The 20,529-nt window shown below is 50.1% G+C and carries 16 protein-coding genes; 4 read left to right on the top strand and 12 right to left on the bottom strand.

Going from position 1 to position 20,529, the window contains the following annotated elements:
* Positions 1-24: 24 nt before the first annotated feature.
* Positions 25-921, bottom strand: coding sequence for a PhzF family phenazine biosynthesis protein (locus HP401_RS34015; protein ID WP_173606884.1), 897 nt, complete (start codon positions 919-921; stop codon positions 25-27).
* Positions 922-1,048: 127 nt separating this feature from the next.
* Between HP401_RS34015 and HP401_RS34010 the strand changes: the two genes are divergently transcribed.
* The gene (locus tag HP401_RS34010; RefSeq protein WP_173606883.1) at positions 1,049-1,918 is read left to right on the top strand and encodes a LysR family transcriptional regulator; all 870 of its coding nucleotides are present in this window, start codon (positions 1,049-1,051) and stop codon (positions 1,916-1,918) included.
* Positions 1,919-1,936: 18 nt separating this feature from the next.
* Positions 1,937-2,314 carry a DUF3899 domain-containing protein gene (locus HP401_RS34005; protein ID WP_173606882.1) on the top strand — a complete coding sequence of 126 codons (378 nt, stop codon included), beginning with the start codon at positions 1,937-1,939 and terminating at the stop codon, positions 2,312-2,314.
* A 51-nt stretch (positions 2,315-2,365) separates the two neighbouring features.
* On the opposite strand, the gene HP401_RS34000 is transcribed toward HP401_RS34005, so the two are convergent.
* The 10 genes from HP401_RS34000 to gmd form a co-directional block, all read right to left on the bottom strand.
* Positions 2,366-3,316 carry an ABC transporter ATP-binding protein gene (locus tag HP401_RS34000; RefSeq protein WP_173606881.1) on the bottom strand — a complete coding sequence of 317 codons (951 nt, stop codon included), beginning with the start codon at positions 3,314-3,316 and terminating at the stop codon, positions 2,366-2,368.
* The gene (locus HP401_RS33995) at positions 3,313-4,335 is read right to left on the bottom strand and encodes an ABC transporter ATP-binding protein (protein ID WP_173606880.1); all 1,023 of its coding nucleotides are present in this window, start codon (positions 4,333-4,335) and stop codon (positions 3,313-3,315) included. Before HP401_RS33995 ends, HP401_RS34000 begins: the two co-directional genes overlap by 4 nt.
* A gap of 20 nt (positions 4,336-4,355) precedes the next feature.
* On the bottom strand, positions 4,356-5,291 hold the full coding sequence (locus HP401_RS33990; protein ID WP_173606888.1) for an ABC transporter permease: 936 nt from the start codon (positions 5,289-5,291) through the stop codon (positions 4,356-4,358).
* A 9-nt stretch (positions 5,292-5,300) separates the two neighbouring features.
* Entirely contained in the window at positions 5,301-6,233 is a 933-nt protein-coding gene (locus HP401_RS33985; protein ID WP_173606879.1) for an ABC transporter permease, read from the bottom strand.
* A gap of 15 nt (positions 6,234-6,248) precedes the next feature.
* Positions 6,249-7,682: a dipeptidase PepV gene (gene pepV / locus HP401_RS33980; RefSeq protein ID WP_173606878.1), complete on the bottom strand. Its 1,434-nt coding sequence runs from the start codon at positions 7,680-7,682 to the stop codon at positions 6,249-6,251.
* Positions 7,679-9,754: a sigma-54 interaction domain-containing protein gene (locus HP401_RS33975; protein ID WP_173606877.1), complete on the bottom strand. Its 2,076-nt coding sequence runs from the start codon at positions 9,752-9,754 to the stop codon at positions 7,679-7,681. The genes pepV and HP401_RS33975 overlap by 4 nt, the downstream gene beginning before the upstream one ends.
* A 75-nt stretch (positions 9,755-9,829) precedes the next feature.
* Complete coding sequence (locus HP401_RS33970; protein ID WP_173606876.1) at positions 9,830-11,500, bottom strand: peptide ABC transporter substrate-binding protein; 1,671 nt, start codon at positions 11,498-11,500, stop codon at positions 9,830-9,832.
* 79 nt (positions 11,501-11,579) lie between these two features.
* Positions 11,580-12,605 carry an asparaginase gene (locus HP401_RS33965; RefSeq protein WP_173606875.1) on the bottom strand — a complete coding sequence of 342 codons (1,026 nt, stop codon included), beginning with the start codon at positions 12,603-12,605 and terminating at the stop codon, positions 11,580-11,582.
* 361 nt (positions 12,606-12,966) lie between these two features.
* Positions 12,967-15,444: a BMQ_0737 family morphogenetic spore coat protein gene (locus HP401_RS35575; protein WP_305852447.1), complete on the bottom strand. Its 2,478-nt coding sequence runs from the start codon at positions 15,442-15,444 to the stop codon at positions 12,967-12,969.
* 156 nt (positions 15,445-15,600) lie between these two features.
* Complete coding sequence (gene gmd / locus HP401_RS33950) at positions 15,601-16,569, bottom strand: GDP-mannose 4,6-dehydratase (protein WP_173606873.1); 969 nt, start codon at positions 16,567-16,569, stop codon at positions 15,601-15,603.
* Between the two features lie 195 nt (positions 16,570-16,764).
* Here gmd and HP401_RS33945 point away from each other — a divergent pair, with 195 nt between their 5' ends.
* Positions 16,765-17,559 (top strand): glycosyltransferase family 2 protein, encoded by a 795-nt coding sequence (locus HP401_RS33945; protein WP_173606872.1) that lies wholly within the window; start codon positions 16,765-16,767, stop codon positions 17,557-17,559.
* Here the strand turns inward: HP401_RS33945 and glf are convergent, their stop codons facing one another.
* Entirely contained in the window at positions 17,560-18,681 is a 1,122-nt protein-coding gene (gene glf, locus HP401_RS33940) for a UDP-galactopyranose mutase (protein WP_173606871.1), read from the bottom strand.
* A 106-nt stretch (positions 18,682-18,787) separates the two neighbouring features.
* Between glf and HP401_RS33935 the strand changes: the two genes are divergently transcribed.
* Positions 18,788-20,524, top strand: coding sequence for a phospho-sugar mutase (locus tag HP401_RS33935; RefSeq protein ID WP_173606870.1), 1,737 nt, complete (start codon positions 18,788-18,790; stop codon positions 20,522-20,524).
* The last annotated feature ends 5 nt before the right edge of the window (positions 20,525-20,529 follow it).

Genomic DNA, 20,529 nt, shown 5'->3' with positions numbered 1-20,529 from the left:
AGAACGCCTTTCTTTTTTCCTTATTTATCCTCTCATTTGCCCCGCAATCGTCAAATGCGCCTCACCTGCTACACGAATAACAGGCTCCTCTCCAGATCGATCAACGGTTACATACAGCTTTCCTGGCCGACCAATCGCATGTCCTTGCCCTATGACGAGCTCTGTCACTTTTCCAGCAGGCAGCAACTCTTCCAATGCCAGATAGCCAGCCAGAGCCCCGTTTGCAGCACCTGTTACAGGATCTTCCGCAATCCCGATCGCAGGCGCAAAATCTCTCGTATACAAGTCATAGCCTTCAGGAGCATCCCACGAAAACAAATGGGTGGTTGTGATTCCGTGCTGCCTATTCATTTCTGCGAGCGAAGCGAGCAATGGCTGTGCTGCATCGATTGCCTGGCGGGTGCGGACTGGAACGAGTAGATGCCTATTTCCAGTGGAAGCGAGCTTCATCGGATAGCGATCATCCAGATCGGCCAATGTTATGCCTACCAGCCTCGCTACCTCTTCGCTGTCTACATCAATCTCCTTCACAGAAGGCCTGATTTGGGTCATTTCCACTCGCTGTAACTGGCCATCCTCCATCATCAATTGAACAGGAATCAAACCAACGTTTGTCTCAAACACGATACGACTACCCTTTTCCAACCATCCAAGCTCTGTTGCCAATAGCCAAGCAGAACCCACTGTCGCATGTCCGCAGAAATCGATCTCAACCGAAGGAGAAAAATAGCGAATGCGAAAATCAGCTTCTGGATGGTCGGATGGCATCAAAAAGGCAGACTCAGGAAGATTCAACTCATTGGCAATTTTCTGCATTTGGTGTAAAGTCAAAGTACCTGCTTCCGGGATGACGCCCGCGGGATTGCCTGCAAACGGCTCTCTCGTAAAGGCGTCCACATGATATACGCTCACATGATTCATGGTTATTTCTCTCCTTTTTTTAAACGAATGCTTCTCTTGCTTTTCATCTTAAAGTGATGCAAGCGCGCTGTAAAATGAAGCTTTCGCATACCAACCATGATAAAAACCTCATGAAAGGAGAAGCTCTATGACTTTGTTTCAAATGGAAGTCCTTGTGGCTGTCACCAACGCTGGCAACTTCACGCGAGCAGGAGAACAAATCGGATTGAGCCAGTCAGGTGTAAGTCATACCATCGGCGCACTGGAGAAAGAGCTCGGTATTTCCTTGTTCACCCGCAATCGCAGTGGTGTTAAGCTGACCGCAGCTGGCGAAAAAATCGTCGCCTCGGCTCGGATCATATTGGATAACGTCTCAGTGATTAAACAGGTGGCTGTCGAATCAGGCGAGCGTGTGGAGGCAACGCTCCGGATTGCTTCTTTTCCCAGCGTAACCGCTCAGCTCCTACCAAAATTGCTAAAGTCGATAGAAAGTCACTATCCGCATATACAAACAAAGCTATATGAAGGTAGCTATCAAGAAATAAAAGAATGGATTCGCTCGGGAGTTGTCGATGTCGGTTTTCATGTGTGGCCCGATGACGAGCTCGAGGGAATTCTGCTGACGACAGACGCCCTGCATGCTGTCGTGCCAGCCCTGCATCCTTTGGCAAAAGAGCAATCTCTCACCTTGGAGCAATTAGCCAGCGAATCGTTTCTCATGCCCATGGCGGGTTGTCACTTGTTGATTGGCGCGGAGTTTGCCAAGGCTGGGCTTACGCCAACTGTTTCCTATGAAATCGCTGATAATACAACGATTTTGGCCATGGTAGAAAGCGGTGTTGGAGTGACAGTCGTTCCGTCACTGACTCTACCAGCACAACTACCCGATGTCGCTGTCAAAGAAATCACGCCGCCTCTCTCTCGGCAAATCGGCTTGGCTGTACGTTCGCTTCGTGAAGCCCCACCTGCCGTTCAGGCTTTTTTGCGGGAGGCAGAGCGCATTGCACCTACACTATAAAAAGGACGTGCTTCTTCGTTGAAAAAATGGCTCATTCTCCTACTCGCTCTCTCCGTGATCAGCAGTGTGATTTTAGGAATTACTATTCAAGCCGGTACGTTGGTGCCATTGATTAACCAGAGTTTTTTAATCGGTCTTTTCCTGTTGATCGTAGGGAGTATTGCCGTCGTGACACGCTCCGGATTTTTCACGATTTTTCTGCGTGGATTCAAGCAGTTGAAAGGGATGTTCTTTCGCAAGCCGCGCTTGATGGACAGTGACATCGTCCAAGCTAACGACCCTGCTTTCGAAGAAAAGAAGGAGTCGTTCGTGCGAATCGGAACCTCGCTTTTTCTTACATCGGGCACTGGACTGATTGTCTTCTCAATCGTTCTTACCTGTTTCTACTATTTATAATCTCACAAGAAAGGGCTGTCCCATCGATCGGGAACAGCCCTTCTTCCTCTCTTACGACTCTATCAAATGACATGCCACCCAATGCCCGGGTTGTGCCTCCTGCCACCTCGGTACTTCTTCCGCACAACGAGGTTGAACGAGTGGGCAGCGTGTGCGAAATCCGCAGCCACTCGGCTTGCTCGCTGGACTCGGCAAATCTCCCTGCAAAACGATACGCTCTCGCTTTACCGTCGGGTCCGGTACTGGCACAGAAGAGAGCAAAGCCTGCGTATAGGGGTGCAACGGACGAGCGTACAGCTCATAGCTCGATGCCAGCTCGACCATTTTGCCCAAATACATGACGCCAATCCGGTTGGAAATATGTTTGACCATGGACAGATCATGCGCGATGAACAAATAAGTCAATCCACGATCATGCTGCAAATCCTCCAATAAATTAACGACTTGCGCTTGAATCGAGACGTCGAGTGCGGAGATCGGCTCGTCCGCAATGATAAATTCCGGTTCCACTGCCAACGCACGCGCGATTCCGATCCGTTGGCGCTGTCCCCCACTGAATTCATGCGGAAAACGCTGCGCATGGTCCTTATGCAAGCCCACTAGATGGAGCAGCTCCGCCACACGCTCTCGTCTCATCCCGCGGTTCAAATGGTGGATGTCCAAGCCCTCTGCAATGATATCCTCTACGGTCATACGCGGGTTCAGACTTGCTTGCGGGTCTTGGAAAATCATCTGGGCATCCCGATTGAACTGCCCCGCTTCTTTTCCCCGAAGCTGATGAACGTTCTTCCCTTTGAACAGCACTTCGCCATCTGTATGGTCATACAGGCGAATAATCGTCCTGCCCAGCGTAGACTTCCCGCAGCCACTTTCGCCGACCAGACCGAACGTCTCCCCTCTGTTGATCGTAAACGAGACACCATCGACTGCTTTCAAATCAAATCCCGTTCCAAGCGAAAAATACTTCTTCAAATCGCGAACATCAAGCAACGCTTCTGTCATACTCCCTGCCTCCCCGCTGCCACGAGCTCCTCTATTCGCGGTGCCCGTGGATCGTGAAGCCAGCAAGCAGCCTGATGTCCACGACCGAATTCGTTCGTCACAGGCATCTGTTGTTCGCATATCTCCATCGCAAAATCACAACGGGCAGCAAACGGACAGCCGACTGGCGGATGAAATAAATCCGGCGGACTGCCTTCGATGGGAATCAGCCGTTGCTTTTCGCCTTCATCCAGACGAGGGAGCGAGCGCATTAGTCCCCATGTATACGGGTGACGAGGGTTTGCAAAAACATCCTCAACCGTCCCAGTCTCAACCACCATTCCCGCATACATGACAACCATACGATGAGCAATCTCGGCTACGACTCCCAAATCATGGGTAATAATCACAACCGATAACTCCTGTTCCTCTTGCAGTCGCTTGAGCAAATCCAAAATCTGCGCTTGAATCGTCACATCCAGCGCTGTCGTCGGCTCATCCGCAATCACCAGTTTGGGTTGGCAAGCGAGAGCAATCGCAATGACCACACGCTGACGCATCCCTCCGCTGAATTGGTGCGGGTACTGATCGATTCGCTTTTCCGGATCTGGAATTCCTACGAGGGAAAGCATCTCGATCGCTCGCTTTCGCGCTTCCTCTCTCGATACTCGGTGGCTGCGAACGAACCCCTCTACGATCTGTGTCCCTACCTTCATCGTCGGATTGAGCGCTGTCATCGGGTCTTGGAAGACCATGCCGATCTGCGTTCCGCGAATACCCAGCAGCTCTTTTTTGGGCAGGTGGCTGATTTCAGCTCCTTCAAATACAACCCTTCCCCCGACGATTTTTCCAGGTGGATCAGGGATTAATCCCATGATCGCTTGAGCCGTAACGCTCTTGCCACATCCACTCTCCCCTACGATGGCAACCGTCTCCCCTTTATCCACGTAAAAGGACACGCCCCGCACGGCCTGAACCTCTCCGCCATACGTCTTGAAATTCACCCGCAAGTCATCGATTGTCAGCAAATGCTGATTCATCTTCATTCCCCCTGTCGTCTCTAATCGCGTAGACGCGGATCAAGCGCATCCTGCAAACCGTCGCCGAATACGTTGAAGGCGAACATCGTCAGCGAGATCATCAATGCTGGGAAAAACAGTCGCCACCAATCACCCGTCAAAATAACGCCCAAGCCATCGTTTGTCATCGTTCCCCAACTGGCGACGGGAGCTTGTACACCGAGTCCAAGAAAGCTGAGAAAAGACTCCGCAAAAATGGCCGATGGAATCGTAAAGGTCAAATTGACGATAATGACGCCAAATGTGTTGGGAATCAAATGCTTGAGCAAAATTCGTGAAAACTTCGCTCCCAGTACTTGGGCAGCCAGAATGAACTCCTGATTTTTCAATTGCAGGATTTGTCCGCGCACCAACCGAGCCATGCCAACCCAACCCGTAGCAGACAGGGCAATAATAATCGTCAGCATTCCCGGCTCCATCACCACCATGAGCAAAATGACAACCAGCAAATACGGCAGCCCATACAAAACCTCAATAATACGCATGATGATCGTATCGATGCGATCCCCTCGTTTGCCTCGTCCTGCCATATAGCCTGCAATGCCCCCGACTGTCACCCCGATGACCAGGTCGATCAATGCCGCGACAATGCCAATCGTCAAAGAAATCCTCGCCCCATACCACGTACGGGCAAACATGTCACGTCCCAGCTCATCCGTCCCGAACCAATGCTCTGCGGAGATTTCCTGATTTTTGGTCAGCAAGCTCTGATCGGAATAACTATACGGCACGAGGTTCGGGCCAATGATCGCCATGCCAACCAAAGCGAGAATAATGAACAGCCCGAGCATAGCCAGCTTGTTTTTCAGCAGCTTCCGAATGACCTGCTGCCCATTGCTGAGACTGGGTCGTGAAATGACATTCGCCTGCGTGTTTTTCGCCAACGGGCGAAATAACGGGTCCACTTTGTGCTCCATCGCCACAGTTTATCTCTCCTTGTTGGTCAGCTTGATCCGCGGATCAATCAGGGTGTATGCGATATCAATCAGGAAAATGGTAAAAATCAGAATCGCACTGTAAAAAATCGTCGTACCTAAAATGACCGGATAGTCACGGTTGAAAATGCCGTCTACGAAGTACTTGCCAATGCCGGGAATCGCAAAGATTTTCTCCACGACAAAGGTTCCTGTTATCAAACTGGCAATCAATGGTCCGAGAAAGGTGACAACAGGCAGAATCGCATTGCGAATTCCATGTCTGACGACGATGATAAACATCGGAATCCCCTTTGCTTCTGCTGTTCGAATGTAGTTCTGGTTCATGACTTCAATCATGCTGGCACGCATGTAGCGGGTAATGACCGCAACTGGACCAAAGGCGAGCGCCAGTGAAGGCAGTATCGTATGCATCCAGGTACCCCATGTCGCAACGGGAAAGATCGGCAGCTTGATCGCGAAAAAATTGATCAGAAGCGGTGCCATAATGAAGCTCGGAATCGCTACCCCCAATACGGCAAACGCCATGGCAACGTAATCCAACCATTTGTTGCGATTAAGCGCTGCGATAATGCCCAATGTAATGCCGAAAAGGAGTGCGACCCCGATCGCTTGCGCACCCAACCAAGCAGATGCAGCAAAACCATCGGAAATCATGTCATTGACTCCACGAGAGTCTGACTTGATGGATGGGCCCAAGTCGAGCATTAACAGATTTTTCAGATATAAAACATATTGAACAGGCAACGGCTCGTCCAGGTTGTATTTGGCACGTAAATTATTGAGAATTTGCTCTGGCAACTGATCCGACTCGGAGGCAAACGGGTTCCCCGGAATGGCATGCATCAAGGCAAACGTCAGCGTCACGATAATCCACAGGGTGACGAACATCATCAAAATACGTTTTACCAGATAGTTTGACATGGAAGTCCTCCTCGTTTACTTAGCCAGCTCGTAAATGGCATGCGCGTAAATCGCCATGGCACGCAGCAGGTCGTCAATCTCGGCATATTCATCAGCGAGATGGGCCATAGATTCCTTCCCCGGAAAGAGCGGACCGAAAGCAACACCATGCGGCATGATTTTGGCGTAAGTTGCTCCTCCTGAGGAAAGAAGGGTCGCTGGCTCTCCCGTGTGCTCCTCGTACACGCGCGACAAGGTTTGGATCACAGGATGATCTTTGGGTACAAAATGCGACTTGGATGTCCGCAGAGCGGAAAGCGTCCAGCCCAGCTCAGCAGTCCTTTGCTTCAATTTCTCAACGTATTCTTCACAAGAAATGGTCGCCGGATAGCGGATATTGAGCCGAACTGTCCCCCCTTCGCTGGAATCGTAATGTAAAATCCCCGCGTTGACCGTCAGCTTACCTGACACTTCATCCTCGCAAGCCATATGGAGATGGTGAGCAAAATAATCTTCATGCAAAACATCAGCCAACAGCGTAAGAAAGGACAAACAGGAGCCACCAAACGGATACGCTCGTAAAAAAGTAGCCAACAAGGTTCCCGCATTCACGCCTTGGAATGGCGCCATCCCATGTGCTGGCTTTCCTGCGAGCGTGAATTGCAGCTGTCCCAGCCCTACCAGCTCCATACGACCAGTTGTGTGATTTTCATTCAGAAACATTTCCCATTCTTCCGCCAATCGGGAAAGGACGACCTCCTGCCGTGCCTCGGAGTCCAGTCGTACTAGAGCGACTGCTTTTTCGGGTACACTGTTTCCTTGATCACCGGAGACAAACGACGCTAACTGCCATGCTCCATTTCGTTCGATTGCTTGCATCACGGGAATCGTCAATGTCGGATTGATCTGTCCCTTCTCGGCATGTGTCATCGGAAAGGAGGAATCCGGGGAAAAACCAATCGGCGGGATGCGATCATGCTGGGCAAAATGCTTCATGCACAGCCAGCCGCTCTCTTCATCCGTTCCGATGATCATGCGCACGCGTTTGGTTAGTGGCAAGCCTGAATCCTTGACCAGCTTCAGCGCATAGTACGCAGCCATTGCTGGGCCTTTGTCGTCAATCGCTCCCCGCGCATAGATGCGACCGTCGCGAATGCTCGGTTCAAAAGGCGGGGTCGTCCAACCTTCTCCCACAGTGACGACATCGATATGAACGAGCACGCCGACCTCTTCTTCTCCACTACCGAACTCGATTGTCCCAGCGTAACCATCCAGGCTTTTGATCTGGAAGCCATCCAGCTCACCGCGTCCGAGCATGGCTTCAAGCGCCGCGGCAACACCTTCGCCAAATGGCTTTCCTTCCTTTGCCGTCGTCATGTCTTCGATGCTGTTAATGGAAAGAAAGGATTTCAAATCATCCAGGTACTGCTCTCTTTGCAGAAGCGCTTGCTGCCTCCAGTAATCGCTCATATACGTTCCCCTGCTTTCATCCGATGTAAATAGGCAAGAAACGATTCACCTTTCGAGGAAATCTGACTCCCTTGTCTTCCTTTTCCCACTTGAATCAGCTCATCCTGCTGCAAAAGCTTCAGGCGATAGCGCAGCTGTTGCAACGTAACCGAGTGACCTTGTTCTTGCAACTGCGCAAGTAGCGTATAGCGTCCGCCGCTTCCTTGTCCCAGCTCCTGCAAAATAGCCGTGATTTCATCTAGAAATCCTCGTTTTTTATATTCAGTGACGATACTTTCACATTCATTGTGTAGACCATCTACAGGCAACGGCGCTTCCGGTATTTCCCGCAGAAACGGCAAATGATACGGATACGCTTCCTCCTCCACGACATGCGCTAAATACTCGATCACATTTTCGAGCTCGCGTATATTTCCAGGCCAATCGTACTCATGGAGCGCCCGCATCGCTTCATTGGTCAACGTAAACGGCGGACGGCGCAAATCATAGGAATATTTCTTTATAAATTGTTGGGCCAACCACGGGATATCCTCCCGTCTGTTCCGTAGCGGCGGTAAATGAATCGGCAAGATATTCAGGCGATAATACAAATCAGCACGGAAGGTTCCTTCCGCAATCATCCGCTGCAAGTCTTGATTCGTTGCGGCGATGACGCGAATATCTGTCGGAATGATCTTGCCCCCTCCTACGCGCATAATCTGACGTTCTTGCAATACACGCAGCAGTCGGTTTTGAATAGCGGTGCTGGCATCCCCGATCTCATCAAGAAAAATGGTCCCTTTGTGGGCCAATTCAAACCAGCCGATATGTCCACCTTTACGCGCTCCGGTAAAAGCCCCTTCTTCATAGCCGAATAGCTCGCTTTCCAAAAGAGATTCCGATATAGCAGCGAAGTTGACCCCAACAAATGGCTCTCTTCTGCGTGGCGAAGCATTGTGGATAGCCTGGGCGAGCAATTCCTTCCCTGTCCCTGTTTCTCCCAACAACAGCACGGTGGAGTTGCTTCTGGCGATTTTGCGGGCAATCTGAATGACTTTTTGTACAGGGGCACTCTCCCCATAAAAATCATCAAACTGGTATTTGGCTATCAATCCTTTGCTATAAAGGCGCATGCGGTAATCATGCTCCAGCTTTTCAATTTCTGCCGCCTGACGAAACAAGAGCAGGCTCCCCAGAAAGCTACCTTCCATGACGATGTGCATTTTGCGGAAAAAGTAGGTCTTGTTCGCCCAATCTACCAAAACATCCTTGTTCTCTTCACACTGCCGGATCAACTGATAAAAACTCGCGGGCAAGCAATTGGATGCCCGCTCACCGACGACTTCATTCCCTTCCATTTGCAACGTATCGATTGCTTTCTGATTGACAAAACGGATGTTTTCTTTTTCATCCATGGCAATCACTGCGTCCTCGATTCGATTGACGATGGCCTCCAAATATTTGCTCAACAGATGCGCATGCTGAATCTCGTTGTTCAGCTCTTTGGTGATATCGACCAACGATTGCATAGCGCGTGCGGTCACCTTTTGAAAATTACCGTTTTGAAAATGAGAGTAGATGGCAAGCCATGTAGATAAATCGATGATCCGATACCCGATATCGACGACTTTGCGAATGTGCGTGGGCACATGCTCTGCCTCTCCTGGCGTAACCGCAATCTCGATGTCAGGTGGATAGTCAGCACCTGGATAATAGGGATACAGCTCAAAATCCATCCCTGAGGCACGCAGCAATTCCACATTTTCTTCAGCAGTTTCCTTGGTGTCACTGACGAGAAGCACTTTCACGCCTTTCGGGATTTCCAGCATGCCGCGTAAATTATGATACGGCAGCATTCGCTTGGCAATGATGATGCTGGATTCTTTCGGCATATACGGTTGTACAAGAGGGACGATCCTTTTGGTGGATACAATGACGAGAGCACCAGGCGTGATCGGGCGTAACGGAAGCTGGTCGACTCGCATCGCCTCGACATGGATATCATCGCCGATTCCCAATTCATGGTATTGACTAACGACAGACTGTAGAAACTCATCCATTCTCGCAATAAATATGATCGATTTTTTGTCCATTTCAGCCGCTCCAAGATGTAAAGTGAAGACAAGAACGTTTCGAATATTCGCTCTTGTCTTCGCTTATTTTACTTACTACTTATTACCGATTTCTACCCATTTGTAGTCAATCGTGCCGACTGGATGGCGAATAATTCCTTTTATGTTTGGCTGCTCCATAAATACTTTTGTCCCGAAATAGATAGGTACGAGTGGCATATCATCCATGAAAATTTTCTCCGCGTCATGCATGAGCTTGAAGCGCTCGGGTTCGTCGGCAGTGTTGCGAATCTTCTCGACCAGTGCGTCATACTCTTTGTTGCTGTAATTGATACGATTCCCAGGATGGTCAGTCACGAACAGCTCCAGGTAATTGACCGGGTCTCCGTAATCGGCAGGGATCGTCGAGCGGGAGAATTGAAGAGTGCGGGCACGCTGTTCTGCCAAGAATACTTTCCACTCTTTGTTTTCCAGCTTCACATCTACCCCAAGATTTTTCTTATACATTTCCTGCAAAACTTGCGCGATGGCCTTATGTGCATCACTGGTGTTATAGGTCATGGTGACAGGCGGCAGGGTTGTCCAGCCTTCTTCTTCCATCCCTTTTTTCAGCAATGCTTTTGCCTGCTCCGCATCGTTATCCTTGAAGAAATCTCCGCCCTTTGTGCGGAAATCCGCTCCGTCTGGCTCCGGGAAGCCCAATGGAACGTGGGCCATGGCAGGTGTTTGCTTCCCTTGCACGACATTGTCGATTAAGGTTTTGCGATCGATGGCCAATGCAAATGCTTTCCGAATGTTAGCGTTTGTGAACGGAGGAATTGTAGTGTTCATTCGGTAGTAGTAGATGGACGCTTCCGTCTCCACTTTTGCTTCTCCGGAATCGATCAACTGTTTCTTCATATCATTGGGAACGGTCTGGATCATGTCGAGCTGACCTGTTTTGTACATTTGGAATTGTGTATTTTCATCGTTGACCATGACAAACTCGATTCCCGCATATTTGATCGAATCACGGTCCCAGTAGCCATCGTTTTTCACCAGCTTCACTGTCTGGTCATGAACCCAATCTTCCATTTTGAACGGTCCATTCGTCACGATGCTTGCAGCGCCTTCCGCCCATTTCGGATTGCTCTCCACGACTTTTTTATTCACTGGGAAGAAGGTCGGCTGCGTCAGGATGTGGAGGAAATAACCTGTTGGCGCCTTCAGCTTTACCTCAAACGTCTTCTCGTCTACGGCCTTTACTTGTACGCCATCTGCATTTCCTGTTCCTTTGTTAAACGCTTCTGCTCCATCGATGTAATAGGCGAGAAAAGCAGACGGGAATGCATTGTTCGGATCGACAATGCGCTTAAACGCAAACTCGAAGTCCTGCGCTGTCACTGGTTCACCATTCGACCATTTGCTATCGCGCAGGGTAAAGGTATACGTTTTTCCATCCTCACTCACTGCCCATTTCTCGGCCATGGCTGCTTGCGGCTTGTGATGCTTGTCCAGTCGAACCAAGCCTTCCATTGTGGCGTTCAACACCTCGTTGGAAGTACTGTCAAAGCCCTTTGGAGGATCGAGCGAAGGTGGTTCGGTCTTCAGATTGAGTTTGAGCTTTGCAGCGACATTTGCTTGTCCACCTGAATCTGTGGACGCTTGGCCTGCTGTCCCTCCCCCTCCTGGCTGTGTCGGCGTTGCCGACTGACTACAACCCGTAATGGCAAGAACAGTGACAAGTGCAGCGGTACTGAGCAGCTTCCATCCTTTTCGCATGTTCATTGCATGTGACCCCCTTTTCTTTTTAAACAGCATGTAGCCTTTGTTGCTTTATGAATAAACGGCACGCTGGGAATGCCATTTATACACGCAATGAAAAATCTGTCTTGGCGAGACGAAAGGAAGTCTCGATCCGTCCAACAACGTTCCCACTCATGTTTGTAATGGGCGGATTGGTATATTCCGCGAGGGCTTCCAATGGACCGTCCATGCCGATTCCCAATTGACGAAGAACTTCATTGACGACCGGGTTGATCGCTCGTGGACCTCCATCCTCGATCTTGATGGCAATGCCCAATCCTGTTTCTCTATCGCCCAAGCAATACACGGACTCTGCGCCTGCCTTCCCTACGATACGACCGCTAAATGCTGACATGAGGTCTGTGCAATATCGATTCTCGCCCCCGACCATTTCGGGATGAGCAGTCATGGCATCCGTAATTCGCTGAACAGCTTTTTGTCGCTCCGGATTCTCAATCACCTCTGGTCTCGCCAGCTTGGCGAAGGCCCACGCGTAATGAGCGAGCGGCAATTGATGGACGGGAACCCCACATCCATCTGTCCCGAGGTTGATTTTGTCTTTGGGGTAGCCTGTTATGTCCTCGATTACTTCGAGAATTCGCTGTTGCACCGGATGCGTAGGCAAATGATAGGTAGTCACGTCCTCCCCCATATGTGTCGCAGTGGCAATCATGCCGGAATGCTTACCGGAGCAATTCGAGAATACGGGTGTGAGCGGCTTGCCCTCCCGGATCAGCTTTTTGTAGCTCTCCTCATGACGTGGCACATGTGTCCCGCATTGTAATGCCGCTTCTGGCTGACCTGCTCGCGCAAGCATCGAGAGCGCCCGCGTGCGATGGCGTGGCTCTCCACTGTGAGAAGCGCAACAGAGCGAGAGATCAGCTGGCTCAAAACCATACCGATCTGCCGTCCCCGTCTCGATTACCGGAATCGTCTGCAACGGTTTCATACTGGAGCGTGCATATGTGAGGCGATGGGGGTCCCCGTACGAATAGAGCAATCTCCCCTGCGAATCAACAACTGCGATATGTCCAAGATGTGAGCTCTCTACCTGTTCTCCCCGGTATACGTTGGCAACGACGTTCATAGCAAGTCTCCTTTGAGTGTGAATGTTTGAATGTTTGTACTTTTCTAAATAAGCAAGTAATGTGCCAATAACTGAAAAAACTAAGCACCAGGCGGAGTTTGGCTATTTTCCAGAGAAACAGATCAGCCTTTTCCTAGAATTGAACAAGAATAGGCTAACTCATTCACCGAAATAGGTTCGCCTTAAAAAGGAACAGGGTGACATTTCCATTTTCATTTCAAAACGGAGTACGTTCAGATGACTCCCATAAGCCTATGAGTCACCACGTTTTTAGCAGAAAGTTTTACATGCTACAAAATAAGAGACGTTCCCCATGAAACGTCCCTCCTTGGCTCGTGTTGTGATCTTATTTTGACAACCCCTACTCCTGAATCGGGAAGATCGATTGGCATTGCCGAGGAAATATAAAAGACGGACAACGAAAAGAGGGCGTAGGAGTAGGAGCAAGGATGTTATTTGGACGCGGAGAACAAAATTTCCCTAACACCTCCATTTTGACTTCCGCATGTACCTGAATCTCCTTGCAGATGATCACTTCCAATTCCACCCTTCCACCAAGCAAAAAGTGCTCATTCGGTGTACACTCGATACCTGTGATCCTGCAGGAGATGTTGTTTGCATCCAAAGGCTCCGGTAAGCATAGAATCACTTCATCGTCGAACGAAACGACAACCGGGAATTCGAACAAAAAGTCACCGTTCGCGAAGACGCGGAGTAGGACAGTTGCCTGGAAAACAAACTGTACCATCCCTGCCAGAAAAGTCGTTTGATTGACCGTCATCTGCACTCTCCGAACGTTGACGATGTTGCAGGAAAAATCAGAGACAGACTTCAGGTGTGGGCGTTGAAAGAGCGGAAATGGTGGAGGGACGACAGGCTCTATGCATTGAATAGAGATGTCCTGACCAGATTGTATGGCTTCGTCAATCAACGGAAGGAACTCATCAAGGATGGATACCTTACTCCGTTCCCTGTTCGTAAAGACCACCCAGTCGTATACCTCTTGTACAATGATGCATCTAGCCTCTAGATTGTTCGGGGGCGGAGGTGTGGCAGTTGGAAATACGCCCGTAACTGTAACGGTAAACGAACAGGAACTCGTATTTCCAGCCGCATCCATTGCCGTACACGTCACCACTGTCATTCCCCGCGGAAACGCCATGGTCTCAACTACTTCAGCTACAGGTAAGGACGGGAAATTGTGAACGACGCCAGACGGACTGCAGGAAATCGAAACGATGCCGCAGCTAGGGCTTGTCGCTGTTACCGTATACGTTACCGTGCCGAAATCGACACCTGGATCTGTACCCGTGCTCATATCAGGGGGACATGTGATAGTCGGGGGTTCGACGAAAGGAAAACTGATGATGACCTGACCATTGCCAAGCCCAATCCTCGCCAAGTTAAGCTGATTGCTCCCCCCGTTGAATGAGCCTCCGCCTCCTCCGAGCCCAGCGACTAGAGGAAACAAGGGATCTAATCCGTTTCCGCCTCCGCCTCCACTAAAGCCTCCACCACCTCCACCGCCACTAGCTCCACCTCCGCCGCCGCCTCCAAAACCACCAGTTCCGCCGCCACCGTCGGGTGCTCCACCCGTGCCACCGGCATTGATCGCGGTTCCTCCGCCGCCTCCCCCTGGTGAGGAAGAACCATTTCCAACAATGCCTGCTCCACCGCCTCCTCCATCAACTGGCGCTCCCGCACCACCACCTAACCCATTGATCCCTCCAGCTCCGCCAGGCGCTCCTCCCGTTCCACTTGTGGTTAGAGCTGCATCCCTTCCTGGCAGTAGATTGGCTTCCCCGCCTCCGCCACCCGCTGCTACGAGCAGATTGCCTGCTGTCACCGGGTTTGCAGTCCGCCATACAAATGTACCGCCACCGCCACTTTGACTAGCTCCCATTCCTCCAACCAAAACAGTCAATACTTCACCGGGCGTGACGGGAAAATCCCCCTGGATGAACGCTCCTCTGCCAAAATCTAATGACCCGCCGCCTCTCGCCCCTACTGCCTGAATCGTCATCGAAGTAACGCAAGGAGGGACAACGAAGGTCTGAAGCTCACCCGTAAAATGGAGTGTAACAGCCGCAAACGTGATGACTACGATACCATCGCCTGTTCCCACACCGGAAACGTTTTTCTGATTGAGTCCGGCATTAAAGGAACCCCCGCCTCCTCCGCCTCCTCCGCCTCCGAATGATTCTACAAGGTTTGTACCGCCTCCACCTCCACCGCCGCTATATCCTCCACCGCCTCCGCCTCCTGCGCTCCCTGCCCCGCCGCCACCAAAACCTCCAGTACCTCCCCCAACACCCCCAGCATTAATAGCAGTTCCTCCTATGGCACCCGTGGAGCCGTTGGCACCGTTTCCAATGATACCTGCTCCTCCAGCACCTCCTCCCCCTAGGAATCCGTTGCCCCCTCCACCTCCGAGGCCATTCACTCCCCCTGCGCCTCCTAATGTCTCTTGTCCAGCTTGACCCGATATACTCGATTCATTCGCATTTCCGCCTGCGGAGCCTTGGGTACCGCCACCTCCACCGCCTGCTGCAATCAGAATGTTGGCGGCAGTAACGGGACCCGTCGTGCGCCACACAAATGATCCGCCGCCTCCACTCCCTGCAGTTAAGTCATCGCCACCACCTGCTCCGCCTACGAGGATAGATAATACCTCGCCGGGTGTCACAGGAAAGTCGCCCTGGATATACGCCCCCTTCCCTCCAGCTGTGAGTCCGTCGCCGCCTCGGGCACCCACCACCCGGATCGTCAACGAAGTAACAGCTGGAGGGACAATAAAGGTTTGAATAGTGCCCGTAAAAGCAAAGTTCTGCGTTGGCATTGCCCACCATTCCTTTCCAAGCATGGTTATACACACACATAATTGCCCACTCCTATATATATGTGTTGACTGTAGATACGACATAGGCGAAAGAATAGAAAAAGACGTCCCATAGGCAGGACGCCTCGTCACTTGGTCATAGACCTTTCGATTCCGCTATGCTTTTGCCACCCGCTGCATATCCGCTTCGACCATCATGTGAATGAGCTCTTCCAGCTTCGTTCTCGGTGTCCAGTCGAGCTCTCTTTTCGCTTTTTCCGGATTGCCCAACAAAATGTCCACTTCTGCTGGCCGATACAATTCCGGGTCGATCACGACATAATCCAAGTAGTTCAACCCAACATAATCGAAGGCGATTTTGCACATTTCTTCCACCGTCGATGTTTTTCCCGTCGCGATGACATAATCATCCGGCTTATCCTGCTGGAGCATCAGCCACATCGCTTCTACGAAATCTCCTGCAAAGCCCCAATCCCGCTTCGCCTGAATATTCCCCAGCCGCAGTTCCTTTTGCTTGTTGGCGGCAATTCTTGCAACAGCATGCGTCACTTTCCTCGTAACAAATTCCAGTCCACGCAAAGGTGATTCATGATTGAATAAAATGCCGTTAGTGCTAAACATCTGAAAGCTTTCCCGATAGTTTTTGGTCATCCAGTAGCCAAACAGCTTGGAGACTGCATATGGGCTTCTTGGGTAAAAAGGTGTTTGCTCCGATTGCTGTGGCTCCTGGATTAATCCGTACAGCTCACTTGACGAAGCCTGATACATTTTGATAGCAGGGTCCGTTTCCCGAATCGCCTCCAAAATATGCAGGACACCCATTCCCGTTACTTGCGCGGTCAAAATAGGTTGTTCCCACGACGAACCGACAAAGCTCTGCGCACCTAAATGATACACTTCCGCTGGTTTACATGCCTTCAGCGCACGCGTCAACGACGACACATCCAATAAATCGCCGTCCTTGTACTCTACCTGATCTGCGATGTTCAAATACTCCAGTCGCCACCTGTCCACTGTGCTCCTGCGTGGAACCAGTCCCACCACATGGTATCCCTTCTCCAGTAGAAATTTTGCCAGGTAGGCTCCATCCTGACCTGTAATTCCTGTAAGGAAAGCTGTTTTCATCCGCTTCTACTCCCCTTCTTCAGGCTGTGCCGTAATGTTGATTCCGGTAAGTTCCCTTGAGCATCTCTTAAGCTTATGCCGGATCATGTTCATACGTTCAGTTGTCAGGGTGAGGGTCAAGAATAGAAGTCCGTAATAAACTAATGAAAGCAAGCAAGCCGTTGTCATAGATCAATAAGGAGGTAGGCAGGTGACATGTCGCTCATTACCGTCGTGATTCCAACCTATAATCGGGCGAAGTATCTCCCCACAGCCATCGAAAGTGTGTTGAACCAAACACACAAGGAATGGAAGCTCCTCATTGTAGATGACGCCTCTACTGATCACACACAAGCCATCGTCGAAAAGTACCTCGATGATCCCCGCATTCACTACGTGCTACTCCCTGAAAATTCAGGGATTGGAAAAACAATGGCTGCTGCTCTGGAACGAATTGATACGCCCTACTTTGTCTCACTTGACTCGGATGACTGGTTCGACGGAAAAACCTTAGAAATTTTGTTGGATGAGATGGAACGCCAGCCGGAAACCACGAACGTCGTGTTCTCCAACACCGTTTTTTGGAGGGAAGTGGGTGACACGCGTGAACTATCCGAAATCTTGCGGCCTCGGAGCTATGAAGATAAGTATGATTACCTGGAAGCCCCAATGGTTTGGCCTCGTTTTTATCGGACACAAGCGGTTCGTGATGTCGGCGGATTTGAATGTGACGATCCTATGCAGGGAAGGTTTTCTCATGACAAGTACATGTTATTAAAATTGATCGGAACAGGTGATATTCACTGGGTCGATGCGAACCTCTATCATTATTTGATTCACGAGAGCAACAATTCCCACACAAAGAACTGGCCGCAATGGACAAAAGCAAGAAAGTACATTCTAACGAAAATCTTGAAACTGTGGGGAGACGAGTACGAGCCTGTTTTTGTGTACACACCCCAGGGCTGGGTCTATGTGAGCAAGCTCATACCAAAAGAGAAGCCTTCCTAACTATTCTGCGACAATCTGCTTAAACAAGGTCAATGCCCGCGCCACCGCTTGATCCATGTTGTAGTATTGATAATCCGCGAGTCTGCCCGCAAAAAGCACCTGATCACGTATTTGCTCTGCTTCTTGTTTATAGAGGCTGTACCGTTGACTGTTTTCCTTGCGGGGAATTGGATAATACGGCTCGTTTTCGCCAGGTGAATACGACTGTGGATATACGAAGGATATAGTTGTGTGAGGAACGACTTGACCTGTGAGGTGCTTTTGTTCGAGGATTCTGGTGAAATCATACTCATTGGGATAATTGACAGTCCCCACTTCTTGATACCATGCCTTTTGATGCGTTTCAAAATGAAAGCGCAGGCTTCGATAAGGCAATTGCCCATGCTTATAGCCAAAAAAGGAATCGATCGGGCCGGTGTAGATCATTCGTTTATACCTAAATTCATCCGCGATTTCTTGATAGTCCGTATTGAGGAGCACCTTTATATTCGGATGGTTGAGCATGCGATGAAACATTGCTGTAAAGCCATGCAACGGAATTCCCTGATACGTGTCCTGAAAAAACCGATTGTCCCTGCTGACATACACAGGAACCCTTGCGGAAACAGACGGATCCAGCTCCTCCGGCTTCAAATCCCATTGCTTGATCGTATACCGATGAAATACTTTTTGATAAATGAACTCAGCCAAAAAGCCAAGCTCTTCATGAGCACTTTCCCGAAGCTTCAGAATTGGAATCTTCGCCCCGAATCCATATTGACGGATCAGCAAGCTCTCCAGTTTCTGAGCATATTGCGGAGAAAACAATGCGGACAATGCATTTAGATTGAAAGGCAACGGTATTTTTATGCCATCGACATAGGCACGCACCTCATGGAAGTACGGCCGCCACTCGGTAAAACGCGATAAATAGTCCCAGACCAGCTTGGAATTCGTATGAAAGGTGTGCGAACCGTATTTGTGAATCAGTACCCCCTGCTCATCATAGCAATCATAGGCATTTCCTCCGATATGATTGCGCCCCTCTACCACCAACACTTTCTGATCAAGCTCATTGGCAATCCGCTCTGCGAGTGTAGCACCCGTGAATCCAGCTCCGACAATCAGCCAATCCACCTTCATGTTAGACTCACATCCTCCCGTCTTAATCACATCCACTCACTCACTTACCATTCCGTTAATACCCTAGTAAATGATGTCGTACTCTACACGCGGGAGTGAATTCTATATGAATGCAAACTGGTACACACACTACACACGATGGAACGAGTGTGAATCCCTTGATTCAGAGCTTCGTCAGCAGTTAACCGCCATGCACGCTGATGAAAAGCAGCTTGCGGATTGCTTCTCTGCACCGATTGCATTTGGAACCGGAGGGATGCGCGGGGTCATGGAGCCGGGAATAAACCGTATCAACCTTTACACGATTCGCAAAGCAAGCGCAGGGCTGGCTCTTTATTTACTCGAAACATACCCGAATCTGGCCGTCAAAAAAGTCGTCATTGCCTATGATTCACGGAAACACTCACAGATGTTTGCCAAGGAAACCGCCAAAGTTCTCGGGCAGTACGGGATTACTACATGTATATTCAAACAGCTGACTCCTACCCCTCTGCTTTCCTTTGCCGTGCGCCACTATCGTGCGTGTGCTGGCATTGTCATTACAGCGAGCCATAATCCGCCCGAATATAACGGCTACAAAATTTATGGCGCAGACGGGGGACAAATTACTGTCGCGACAGCCGAACGACTGATGGACCATATCGCTAATGCCGGAAATGAACTCGAAATCACTACAGCAGATGAGCAAGAGCTGCACAAGAATGGACTGCTCCACTACATTGACGATTCTCTCTTGCATGCGTATTTGGAAAAAGTAAAGCAATTGCGTGTCCATCCAGACTTATCTCCTGCGATCCGAGAGCAAGTGAAAATCGTCTTTACTCCCCTGCACGGCACGACCCATGACTCGATTACGCGTGGATTGAAACAGTTCGGGTATACACAAGTGAGTGTTGTTCTCGAGCAAGCTATCCCCGATCCTAACTTTTCGACGGTAGACTCGCCTAATCCCGAAGATCCTGAGGCCTTTCGATTAGCGATTTCATACGCCAAAAAGATGGATGCCGACATGATCATGGGGACGGACCCTGATGGAGATCGCCTTGGCGTGCTCGTCAAAAATAAGGCAGGAGACTACAGCGTCCTGACAGGAAATCAGTTGGGAGCCATGCTTCTTCATTACCTGCTGGAAACCAAACAAAAAAAGGGGGAGCTCCCCACAAACGGCCTTGTCTTGAAAACAATTGTCACGTCCGAAATGGGTAGAGCCATCGCGGCAGACTTCGGTGTATCGACAGAAGACACCCTGACAGGCTTCAAATATATTGGCGAAAAAATCGAAGCCTATAAAAAAAGTGAAGCGTACGTCTTCCAGTTTGGGTACGAAGAAAGCTACGGATACTTAATCGGTGATTTTGTCCGGGATAAGGATGCCGTACAAACCGCTTTGCTACTTGCTGACATGTGCGCGTATTACAAATCACAACACAAAAGCCTCGCTGACACACTGAATGACTTATTCGACCGTTACGGTCATTATGCAGAAGAGCTGATTTCTTTCACATGCAAAGGTGGAGAAGGCATGCAAAAAATATCGGCAACGATGTCTTCCCTGCGCAATCAGCCACCTTCCCAAATCGCCTCCCACCCCATCCTAGCCATCGAAGATTATGCCAGCGGAATCCGCACAGATTGTCAAACAGGTACAACCACACCGCTCACCTTGCCAGCCTCGGATACAATCAAATACTTTTTCCACGATCATGCGTGGTTTTGTGTCAGACCCTCAGGCACGGAGCCCAAAATTAAAATTTATTTAGGAGTGAAAGGAACGAGTAGTCAGGATAGCCAAGAAAAGCTCTTCACCTTGAAGCAAGCTGTCTTGCAGCTGCTCGATTTCTAGTCAGG

The sequence above is a fragment of the Brevibacillus sp. HB2.2 genome, from assembly GCF_013284275.1.
Classification (GTDB): Bacteria; Bacillota; Bacilli; order Brevibacillales; family Brevibacillaceae; genus Brevibacillus; species Brevibacillus brevis_D.
This window is presented reverse-complemented; position numbering and strand designations above follow the sequence as displayed.